Raw genomic sequence first — 10,089 nt, 5'->3', positions numbered from 1 at the left:
GGCCGGGGGAGTGGGCCGGGGAGCCGGGGAGGTACTGGTGGCCGGTGTCGGTGTGGGGCGACCGGAGGTTTGGGGGGCGGCGGTGGCACCCCCGGTTCCGGGTGCCGCAGAAGGTGCCGGGGCCGGTGACGGGTTCGGGGAGGGCGGCGGTGCCGCCGTGGTCGGAGCCGGGGTGGGCTCGGGAACAACGCACGGGGGCAGCAACGAGGTGCGGGCCAGCTCACGGAGCTGTTCGATGGAGTCGTCGAGCGAACCGCCGGGCAGACCGGCCGCCACCTGGGTGCGCTCGGAGGGCCGCAGATCGGCCAGCTGCATCGGGCGGCAGTTCAGATTGTCGGTGGATTGGCCGTAGCTGATCTGGGACAACTCGTTTCGATCGGTCAGGCAGCCCAGTAGGTGGGGCTCCTGCAGCGGAATGCCCAGAAACGAACTCTGGATACCTCGCATGATCGACACGGTGCCGTCGTACTCGGAGACGTAGTAATTGCTGCGGATGATCTGGCGGGTGACCGCCAGCCCGGCCATCAGCAGCAGCACGATCACGGCTACCGCAAGAAAGGTCTTGCGCCGCGACTTCGGCTTTGGCGGTGGTTCTGGTTGCGGCACAACACGTTTGGCGGCGGTGCGCTTCGGGTTGAAGGCGGAGGCGCGCCCGGCCGCGGTGTTGGGCGGTGCGGTGTCGTCGTCTTGGCCGGAGACCGCGCCGGCCAGGATCGGCTGGGTCTGCCCGTAGTCGTAGTCGACCACGTCGGCCACCACCACGGTGACGTTGTCGGGTCCACCACCACGCAGCGCCAATTCGATGAGGCGGTCGGCACAGTCGGTGACATCCTCGATCTGCAGCGCCTCTTGGATGGTCTCGAAACTCACCGGATCCGAGAGCCCGTCGGAACACAACAGGTAACGGTCGCCGGCGCGGGCTTCCCGCATGATCAGTGTCGGATCGACCTCATGGCCGGTGAGAGCCCGCATGATCAGCGACCGCTGCGGATGGCTGTGTGCTTCCTCGGCGGTGATCCGGCCCTCGTCCACCAGGGTCTGGACGAAGGTGTCGTCCTTGGTGATCTGGTTGAGTTCGCCGTCGCGCATCAGGTAGCCGCGGGAGTCGCCGATGTGGACCAGCCCAAGTCGGTTGCCGGCGAACAAGATTGCGGTGAGCGTGGTGCCCATACCCTCGAGCTCGGGCTCCATCTCGACGTGAGCGGCGATCGCGGCGTTGCCGTCGAGCACCGCGGAGTCGAGTTTGCTCAGCAGGTCGCCGCCGGGCTCGTCGTCGTCGAGGTGGGCCAGCGCGGCGATGACCAGCTGGGAGGCCACCTCACCGGCGGCGTGGCCGCCCATCCCGTCGGCGAGCGCCAGCAGCCGGGCACCCGCGTAGACGGAGTCCTCGTTGTTGGCGCGCACCAGGCCGCGGTCACTTCGGGCGGCGTAACGCAAAACCAACGTCACGGGCGCAACTCGATCGCTGTCTTGCCGATTCGTACCGGCGTCCCCATCGGAACTCGTACCGCCGTTGTCACCTTTGCCCTGTCGAGGTAAGTACCGTTGGTCGATCCTAAATCCTCGACGTACCACTCCGAGCCGCGCTGCGACAAGCGCGCATGCCGCGTCGATGCGTAGTCGTCGGTGAGGACCAAGGTGGAATCATCGGCGCGTCCGATCAGCACCGGCTGGGTGCCGAGGGTGATCCGGGTGCCGGCCAGCGCACCTTCCGTGACCACCAGGTAGCGCACCGTGGTGCGCCGCTGACGGGACGGCAGAAGTGCACCACGGAAGGCCAGGCCCCGACGGACCATGACCGCGCCGGTCGGGGCGTAGATGTCGTTGCGCAGGATGCGCAGGACCGACCAGATGAACAGCCAGAGCAGCAGCAGGAAACCGGCACGCGTCAGCTGCAGCACTAGTCCCTGCATCTGGCGTCCTTCCCGTCCGCTGCCGTTACCTGGTGCGGCCGACCCCGTGTCAGCCTGCACCCGCTGGCATCGTCACGATACTTGGGCAGCCACCCAGACGAGGGCCAAGCGCACACGAGCGCCTCGGGGTGTCGGCCGCAACAGCGTCGGTGACGCAGGACAGGCTCAGTGAACGCGGACCACGATCTCGGAGTGGCCGAGGCGGATGACATCCCCGTCTGCCAGCTGCCATTCCTGGACCGGAGCGTTGTTGACCGTGGTGCCGTTGGTGGAATTGAGGTCCGACAGCAGGGCCACCTGGCCATCCCAGCGGATCTCCAGATGCCGGCGCGACACGCCGGTGTCGGGGAGCCGGAACTGTGCGTCCTGGCCGCGACCGACCACGTTGGCCCCTTCACGCAGCTGGTAGGTGCGGCCACTGCCGTCGTCGAGCTGCAGAGTGACATTGGCGCCACCGGCATACCCGGACGGCGCGGCCTGGCCGTAGCCGTAACCACCCTGCTGGGGCTGTCCGTAGTCCTGTTGGCCGTAATCCGGCTGTCCGTATTCGGGCTGGCCGTAATCCTGCTGCCCGCCCTGCTGGCCGTAGTCGTAGTCACCACGGGGCTGCTCGCCGTAGCCGCCGCCCTCGGGGTAGCGGCCGCCGTACTCGGGCTGGCCCTGGCCGTAGTCCGGACCGGGACGGCCGTAGTTCTGGCCCTGGTAGCCCTGATCGGGGTAGCCGGGGCGGCCGTAGTCGTCGTAGCCACGGTTGGGGGCCTGCGGGCGGCCTTCCGGACGGCCGTAGTCCTGGCCGGGCTGACCGTAGGGGGCACCGCCCTGCTGGCCGTAGCCGGCGGGGCCGCGGCCGTAGTTCGGGTCGTAGTTGGGCTCATAGCCACCCGAGGGCGGGCCGTAGCCGGCCGGCGGACGCTGCTCGTACGACGGCGGGTAGCCACCCTGATCGGGGTAACCGCCCGGGCGCTGCGGCGGGTAGTTGGGGTCGCGCGGCGGGGGACCGGCCTGCTCCTGCGAGCGGGGGTCGGCTGCGCGCGGATCCTCCTGAGGACGGCCGTAGCGGTCGTCGTAGTACTCGTCTCCGGGTTGCCCCTGACCTTGGCCGCCGCGGTGACTCGGATTGTCGCTCATCGGTGATACTCCTGGTTCTGCGGTAGACGCCTGGTCTGATTGTGACGGGGCGGGCTCGTCGGTGCTGGATTGGGGTGCGGCGTCGGCGGGCGTGGCGCGAGTGGCATCGGGGTTGACGATCCCGCGCGCACGTACCTGACCGGTCCGCAGGTGCGACGACTGCGCGAATCGCACAACCACGTCACCATACGTTTGCCATCCCTGTTCGCCGATATACCCACCAAGGTGCTTGGCAAAAGTGTCCGCCGTCAATTCGGAATCGGCGAGCACCTTCTCGTAATCGGGCACACCGAGGGTAATGACGTATTCGTTCGGGGCCAAAAGCCGTCCGCCCTGCAGCGAACGGACCCCGTCGGCGGCCTCACGGCGCAGCATGCCCTCGACTTCCTGAGGCACGATCGAGCCGCCGAAGACGCGGGCGAAGGCATCGCCGACGGTGGACTCGAGCTTGCGGTCGAATCGCTGTACCAGGCCCACGTCACCGCCTACTTTCCCTCGTTGTTCCTGCAGGTAATACCCACAGTTGTAGGCAGAGCCCGACGCGCTGACCGTGGCGGCGCGTGTCGCGGCCCTGTGCATTCCTCTTGCATGGTATCGGTCCCGACAGGCACATTGGCACCATCGGCACTGTGAGAATCCGATCAGACCAGGTCAGCGCTACTTCCCCGGACTGCTCCTGACAAGCGCGTTTGGGATCCTGGGGGTGCCGCGTGTTAATGTCTTCCGGTTGTTCCAGGGCGAGTGGCGGAATGGCAGACGCGCTGGCTTCAGGTGCCAGTGTCCTTCGGGACGTGGGGGTTCAAGTCCCCCTTCGCCCACCGTGAGGAGTTCTACGAACTCCAGGCACAAAGGTCACGATCTCGAAAGAGGTCGTGACCTTTGTGTTTTGGTTGGATCGCCGGCATCAAAGCTCGGAGCACGTCTTTGGGGATTTAGCCGCCCGCGTCCGCAGGTGGCGACCTCGGGGGATCATCCGCCGAGGGCGACATCTCGAGTTCTGGCGGCACAAGCCGACGTCGCTCGGTGTCGGTTCGGTCTCGTGTATACAACACCCGTATCGATCGCAGCGTGGTCGCCGCTGCGGCCTACGCTTTCTCGATGTGGATGTTCCCGTTCAGCACGCGTTCTTGGGGCGGTTGAGGTGTCCGACGAGGTGAGCTGGGACGACGTTTTCGGTGATTTGGATGTGCGGGTGCTCGACCACGACCAGCGTCTCGACTGGATCAACGAGCGGATCGTCCGGACGCTTCGAGGTAAGGAGTGGGCGGCACTCTCAGCGGGTGAAGAGGGCCAGCTCGGCTGGGATGCGGCGGTCCGGACATTTCTGGAGGGAATCTGGGTCGCCTGCATCTTCTCTTGCCACGTCGTCTGCGAACGTGAGGTCGCGGGTGTGCTGTCGACGTCGCGCGCCGCACTGAACGGCCAGCTACCAAAACCCTGGGAGTTGTTCGGGCTCGGACGGCTTCTGGGCGAAGTCGCGAAACACCAATTGCTGCCTCCGGAGCTCATTTGTCAGCTGCAACAGGTCGCAGACCGTCGAAAGCCCTACGGTCACTGGCGCTCGGCCGCGCACAGGGAGTCTCTGATGCAGCGTGTCCGCGTCGAGCATGAGCAGACTGGGAACACCGATTACGCCAACTTGGTGCAGCGCTTGGTGGTCCGGGATGCGACACAGGCGATGGAAACGACGATTCGGCTGTACTGGGGCAGCTACGGACTCGGCGGGCCTTGACCATGGTGCTACTTGCCAGCTCGGCGCCGGCCCCTCCGTCGGAACTGCTTCCGATGCGACGCGGTGGCTACCGGCGCACTTTGTTGAAATGGTGCAAGCTCAGGCGTCCGCGAGACGCTCAAGCACCTCGCTGTACTCGTGCACGAACTCGTCGACGCTGACATCGAGGTTGTAGAACTCGCTGCTATCGAGATCGTCGAACCCGAGACTTCGCCGAATGCGCTTCACTTGTCGAACGGAAACTGTGTGCTTCTCGCGGGGATAGCCAACCTTCATAGACTGCGCACCGCGGCTGATTATGACGTAATTCTCGTTGGGAGTTGAGATTTCGCAGCCCTGGGAGTTGAGGATCTTCCTCAACTCCGGGAACTCGACGGCGCGGTCGACGTACGGCTCCGAGCGGATGGTGCGGGCACGGAACCATGCCCCAAGCGCGGCGACTTCCGAGTCGACCGTGCGGTCCACAGCGTTGGGGATCGGGAAGGTGTGCGCGACGACCTGCGTTGCCATGTCGTATAGGTCATCCTGGGTTGTGTTGGACAGGACCACGTCATTGAATTTGAGCGACACCAACGCGGCGACCAACGCCGTGCGCTTGTTACCGTTCTCGAACGCGTGGTTCATCGCAATCCCGTAGAAGAGGCTGGCGGCGATCTCGTGTGGGCGGGTGTATTTGTACTCGTTCCCAAAGCCGGTGTCCTGTCGTGCAACCGCAGATTCCAGGGCGCCGCGGTTCAGCGGCTCTAGCTGGCCGAAGTCGCGGCGTGCCAGATGCGTCTGCAGCAGTCGCGTACGGATCTGCATGACATCGGCGACGTCGAGAGTTGCGCGGTCGGCAGTGCGGGTCATGAGGCCAACGTACCGCGGATAAAATGAGGTGTCTCAAGCATTATGCGCCGCACTGGCAACGGTTCGGTCAACGATTTCTGCGCGCCGGCCGTGCAGCACCGCTTCATCGGCCGCCGGGGAGTGCAGCTGCCACGGAGCCAACCGCCTGGCAGTGACGTGATGAAGCCATAAGTCGCGAATTAGTTAAAGAATTAGTTAAATCGGATTCACGGTTAGCAGCACGGCGTCACTGACCGCGAGCAACATCGATAACGCGGTGAAAAGCGGGTTCATCGACGAGTGTCGCCGTCCTTGAGTAGCGACCGCGGGCACCTAACCCTTAGCCCGCATGGTGCGTCCCCGGATACGCCTTGGTTCGGGTCAAGACCAACCGTAGACCGAAGCAGTGTGAGTGGCGACGCGAGTGCCGTGAGCCCGGACTGCCCGTCGCACGAGTTCAGACATTCGCACACAGCTGGGCAAGCGCGCATCGACCTCGGATCGCAGACCTCGAGTTGATTGAGTGACGAACGTAGCGAGCTGCTCTTGGGTGTAGTTCCACGGTGCCGGCGTCGGCCCGGTCGGCGACGGCGAAGGTCTGTGGGGTGATCGCGTACAACCAGTACGGCCCGTGTTTGTCGACCATGTCTGTGTCCCAAGTGCCGGCGTAGCTGTCGCGGTAGCGCACGTGGGCGATCGTCAACGCCAACGCGCTCTGATCGTCGACATGCGCAGGCAAGGAGAACACCTTGATATCGACCCATTGCCGGGTCACTGGCGGGTTGATGAAGATCGTGCGTTGATACACCAACTGCTCCTCAGCAGTAGTGGCGTTCGCGCTGGTCTCGGTCATGTCCTTGTCACCTCACTTCTTCGTCGGTTCCGACATGCAGTGGTGTTCGTCGATTGGGTCAACTGTGTCATGGCGTACGGATGATCGCGCTCGCTGAAATTCCCCATTGACGCTCATCGAAATTCCCGACCCGTGTGGTTCCGCCGAGAAGGGCGGGCCTCCCTCGATGCTGCTGGTGTCTGACGCCAACAGCTCCACTCGAAAAGCACGAGCACACGCAACCGCCCGTGACGTGGCAGTCGATGACTGATGTCCGAGGTCGGGAGTAGCGTCGCCATCATGGCAACGCAAAGTTCCGCTGGTGAGCTGGGCCAGTTCCTGCGGGCCCAGCGCGGGCGGATTGCGCCCCAGGACGCCGGGCTGCCGACGGCTCCGGGGCGCCGGGTTGCGGGCCTGCGCCGCGAAGAAGTGGCGGTCCTGTCGGGGGTGAGTGCCGACTACTACACCCGACTGGAGCAGGGGCGTGAGCGCAGCCCATCGGCGCCGGTGCTCGACTCGATCTGCGAGGCGCTTCGCATGTCAGCGGATGCCCGTGATCACGCGTTCCGGCTCGCTCGGCTAGCACCGCGGGTGGGCCGCGACAGCGAGATGATCAGCCCGGAACTACTGCAGACCATGGACGCCTTCGCGTACACCGCGGCGTATGTGACCAACGCGGCATTTCGGGTCTTGCTCGCCAATCCTATTGCCGCAGCAATGATTGCGCCGCTGCAACGCCGAAACAGCAGCGTGCTGGCCGCCATTTTCCTGGACCCGATCGCGCGCGAGTATTACGTGAACTGGGATGAGGTGGCCCGCGCGGCGGTCAGCGCGCTGCGATTGGCCCAAGGCTTTGTGCCGGCGGTGCCTGAGGTCGAAGAGCTGGTGCAGCGGCTCTACCAGCGCAGTGACGCCTTCCGCGGCCTGTGGGATGACCAGCGGGTGGCCGGGTTGTCGGCGACCCGCAAAACGATCCGTCATCCGGACGTGGGTGTCCTGGAATTGAGCTTTCAGACCTTCGACGTCAACAGCGCCCCCGGCCAGCAGTTGACGGTGGCCACGGCGGCTCCCGGATCGGCCAGCGCGGACGCCCTGGCCCTGTTGGGCTCGTTGGGCGCCACCCGCCGCCAGGAGCACGCCCAATAACAGGCGTCGGCTGATCCTGGGTGCGCTGCACCCAGGAAGTGCCGCCCTTCTTCGCGTCCTCTGTTCGGCGTTGACTGACTTCTCGTCAGCACCGAACGGAAGGACGCAACATCATGAGCATCGCCGTCGTCACCGGGGGCAGCCGGGGTTTGGGAGCGGCCACCGCCCGCGCCTGCGCGCAGCGGGGTGTGGGTGTGATCCTCACCTACAAAAGCAACCCGGACGCGGCGATGCGCGTCGTCGATGACATCACCGCCGCGGGGGGTACGGCCGTTGCGCTGTCACTGGATGTGGCCGACACTGCGTCGTTTCCCGGCTTTCGAGACGCCCTGAAGTCGGCGCTGCGGACCACGTGGCAGCGTGACACGTTTGATTCGCTGGTCAACAATGCCGGCCACGGCGAGTACACACCGATTGCCTCGGTCAGCGAGGCCGCGTTCGACGCACTGTTCCACGTGCATCTGAAGGGCCCGTTCTTCCTCACCCAGACTCTGCTGCCGCTGCTGGCTGACGGCGGCCACATCATCAACATCACCAGCGCCACCTCCCGGGTGGCGACCCCAGGCGTGGCGCCGTACGCCAGTTTCAAGGGCGGGCTGGAGGTCCTGACCCGCTATCTGGCCAAAGAACTTGGCGAGCGCCGGATCCGGGCCAATGCCATCGCCCCTGGCCCGATCCGCACCGAACTCGGCGGCGGTCTGAGCGACGAGTTCGAGGCCGCGCTGGCCGCGCAGACCGCGCTGGGGCGCGTCGGCGAACCCGATGAGGTGGGCACGGTCATCGCCAGTCTGTTATCTGACGATCACCGGTGGATCAACGCTCAGACCATCGAAGTGGCCGGCGGCTACGCCATCTGAATCTGGGACAGGAGACCCTCACATGCTCGACCACGTATTCCTCACCGTCGGTGACCCGCAACGCTCGATCGCGTTCTACACCGCCGCCCTGGCCCCGCTGGGTATCACCACCCGCCTGGACTACAACGGCAACGACGGCCCGCCGGGACACCCGGACCTCTACGGGCTGGGAGACGCCGATACCGGACGGATGATCTTCTGGCTGCGCCACGGCGTGCCCGCAGGCGGTGCTGCCCATGTCGGGTTTGTCGCCGACAGCCAGGCCGAGGTGGACGCCGCCTACGCCGCCGCGATCGCCGCGGGCGGAACCGACAACGGCGCGCCCGGCCCCCGATTGCACTACGACCCGCGTTACTACGCCGCCAACGTGCTCGACCCCGACGGCTACAGCCTCGAGTTCGTCTACAAGAGCTGGCAGCACTGACATGGATGACTTCTTGCTCTATGGCGCAACGGGTTACACCGGTGCGATGGTCGCCCGGCACGCGCGCGACCTCGGGCTGCGACCGGTATTGGGTGGCCGCAACGACGATCGGCTGCGCGCGATGGCGACAAGGCTGGACTGCCCCTACGTGGTGTTTGACGTAGGGGACCCGCAAGCGGTCGACAGTGCCCTGGCCGACGCTGCGGTCCTGCTGAACTGCGCCGGGCCTTACCTGCGCACGGCACGGCCGCTGATGGACGCGGCGATCCGAACAGGCACCCACTACCTCGACATCGCCGCGGAACTGGACAGTTACCGACTTGCCGAGGATTACGACGCCGCCGCCACTAGAGCGGGGGTGATGCTGTTGCCGGGCAGCGGGGGCAGTGTGGCGATGCTGGGTTGCCTGGCCGGCCATACCGCCGCCCGCGTCACAGAACCCCAGCGGATCGACGTCGCGTTGCACGTGGCGGGGTCGATGTCGCGCGGTTCGGCGATCAGCGCCAGTGAGAACGTCACCACCGACACCCTGCATCGGGTGCGCGGGGCTCTGGTTGCCCAGGACCCGGCAGCGGTGGCGGTGTTCGACTTCGGGTTCGGCCCGGTGCCGTGCACACCGGTGACGTTGCCGGATCTGGTGACGCTGTGGCGCTCCACCGGCATCGGAGACATCAACACCTACGTGTACGCCTCGGGGGACGCCTTCCCCGACGGTGACGTGACCAGCCTGCCGGAGGGACCCAGCGCCGCGCAGCGCGATGCCGATCGCTATCACGCGGTCGCTGAAGTCACCGGCAGCGCCGGACAGGTGGCGCGGTCGGTGCTCGATACCGTCAACGGCTACACGTTCACCTCGATGGCCGCGGCCCACGCGGCGCGCCGGGTCCTCCACGGTGAGCGCACACCGGGATTCCACTCACCTGCAGAAGTTTTCGGAGTTGGATTCGCCGAGACCATCGCCGACACCCACATCACCGACCACTGAACTCGCCGCGAAGAAAGGACGATTGTTGTGACCAAGGTATGGCTGATCACCGGTAGTTCGCGCGGCCTGGGCCGCCGCCTCGCCGAGGCGGTCCTGGCCCGCGGCGATGAGCTGGTAGCCACCGCACGCGACCCACGTTGCCTAGCCGACCTGAAGCATGCCTACGGGGACAAGGTAGGCACGGTGGCTCTGGATGTGACTGACCCACGTGCGGCTGAGGCGGCCGTCGCGACCGCGGTCGCGG

Annotated in this window: 11 protein-coding genes and 1 tRNA gene; 7 read left to right on the top strand and 5 right to left on the bottom strand. The window is 65.9% G+C overall.

From position 1 onward, the window contains the following. The 3 genes from WBB07_RS05050 to WBB07_RS05040 all read right to left on the bottom strand — a co-directional run. The coding region (locus tag WBB07_RS05050) for a PP2C family protein-serine/threonine phosphatase (RefSeq protein ID WP_526305358.1) at positions 1-1,449 on the bottom strand (1,449 nt) is incomplete at its 3' end. Next, positions 1,446-1,913 carry an FHA domain-containing protein FhaB/FipA gene (locus WBB07_RS05045; protein WP_526305356.1) on the bottom strand — a complete coding sequence of 156 codons (468 nt, stop codon included), beginning with the start codon at positions 1,911-1,913 and terminating at the stop codon, positions 1,446-1,448. The genes WBB07_RS05045 and WBB07_RS05050, both read right to left, overlap by 4 nt. Before the next feature lie 165 nt (positions 1,914-2,078). Next, a complete protein-coding gene (locus WBB07_RS05040) occupies positions 2,079-3,518 on the bottom strand; it encodes an FHA domain-containing protein (RefSeq protein ID WP_526305360.1) in 1,440 nt (479 codons plus the stop codon). Between the two features lie 258 nt (positions 3,519-3,776). Here WBB07_RS05040 and WBB07_RS05035 point away from each other — a divergent pair. Together WBB07_RS05035 and WBB07_RS05030 are read left to right on the top strand one after the other, a co-directional pair. Beyond that, positions 3,777-3,859, top strand: a tRNA-Leu gene (locus tag WBB07_RS05035). Between the two features lie 323 nt (positions 3,860-4,182). Beyond that, positions 4,183-4,773, top strand: a complete 591-nt coding sequence (locus WBB07_RS05030; protein ID WP_526305354.1) for a hypothetical protein — start codon at positions 4,183-4,185, stop codon at positions 4,771-4,773. A gap of 99 nt (positions 4,774-4,872) precedes the next feature. On the opposite strand, the gene WBB07_RS05025 is transcribed toward WBB07_RS05030, so the two are convergent. Next, positions 4,873-5,622 (bottom strand): type II toxin-antitoxin system death-on-curing family toxin, encoded by a 750-nt coding sequence (locus WBB07_RS05025; protein ID WP_526305352.1) that lies wholly within the window; start codon positions 5,620-5,622, stop codon positions 4,873-4,875. A 436-nt stretch (positions 5,623-6,058) separates the two neighbouring features. Then, positions 6,059-6,454, bottom strand: a complete 396-nt coding sequence (locus tag WBB07_RS05020; protein ID WP_526305350.1) for a hypothetical protein — start codon at positions 6,452-6,454, stop codon at positions 6,059-6,061. Between the two features lie 279 nt (positions 6,455-6,733). Here WBB07_RS05020 and WBB07_RS05015 point away from each other — a divergent pair, with 279 nt between their 5' ends. From WBB07_RS05015 to WBB07_RS04995, 5 genes are all read left to right on the top strand, one after another. Further along, the gene (locus tag WBB07_RS05015) at positions 6,734-7,579 is read left to right on the top strand and encodes a helix-turn-helix domain-containing protein (protein ID WP_526305348.1); all 846 of its coding nucleotides are present in this window, start codon (positions 6,734-6,736) and stop codon (positions 7,577-7,579) included. A 113-nt stretch (positions 7,580-7,692) separates the two neighbouring features. Next, positions 7,693-8,436, top strand: a complete 744-nt coding sequence (locus WBB07_RS05010) for an SDR family NAD(P)-dependent oxidoreductase (protein ID WP_526305346.1) — start codon at positions 7,693-7,695, stop codon at positions 8,434-8,436. Positions 8,437-8,458: 22 nt separating this feature from the next. Further along, on the top strand, positions 8,459-8,860 hold the full coding sequence (locus tag WBB07_RS05005; RefSeq protein WP_526305344.1) for a VOC family protein: 402 nt from the start codon (positions 8,459-8,461) through the stop codon (positions 8,858-8,860). Between the two features lies 1 nt (position 8,861). Beyond that, positions 8,862-9,845: a saccharopine dehydrogenase family protein gene (locus tag WBB07_RS05000; protein ID WP_526305342.1), complete on the top strand. Its 984-nt coding sequence runs from the start codon at positions 8,862-8,864 to the stop codon at positions 9,843-9,845. Between the two features lie 27 nt (positions 9,846-9,872). After that, positions 9,873-10,089, top strand: a 217-nt coding sequence (locus WBB07_RS04995) for an SDR family NAD(P)-dependent oxidoreductase (protein ID WP_526305340.1), incomplete at its 3' end; no start/stop codon positions are given.

Source organism: Mycobacterium sp., from assembly GCF_049647605.1.
Classification (GTDB): domain Bacteria; phylum Actinomycetota; class Actinomycetes; order Mycobacteriales; family Mycobacteriaceae; genus Mycobacterium.
Note: the sequence above shows the minus strand (reverse complement) of the source record. Positions and strands in the feature narration are given on the sequence as shown.

Coding starts and splice junctions, on each gene's coding strand:
- WBB07_RS05005 (WP_526305344.1), top strand. CDS start 8,459: ATGCTCGACCACGTATTCCTCACCGTCGGTGACCCGCAACGCTCGATC.
- WBB07_RS05000 (WP_526305342.1), top strand. CDS start 8,862: ATGGATGACTTCTTGCTCTATGGCGCAACGGGTTACACCGGTGCGATG.
- WBB07_RS05045 (WP_526305356.1), bottom strand. CDS start 1,913: ATGCAGGGACTAGTGCTGCAGCTGACGCGTGCCGGTTTCCTGCTGCTG.
- WBB07_RS05015 (WP_526305348.1), top strand. CDS start 6,734: ATGGCAACGCAAAGTTCCGCTGGTGAGCTGGGCCAGTTCCTGCGGGCC.
- WBB07_RS05025 (WP_526305352.1), bottom strand. CDS start 5,622: ATGACCCGCACTGCCGACCGCGCAACTCTCGACGTCGCCGATGTCATG.
- WBB07_RS05010 (WP_526305346.1), top strand. CDS start 7,693: ATGAGCATCGCCGTCGTCACCGGGGGCAGCCGGGGTTTGGGAGCGGCC.
- WBB07_RS05020 (WP_526305350.1), bottom strand. CDS start 6,454: ATGACCGAGACCAGCGCGAACGCCACTACTGCTGAGGAGCAGTTGGTG.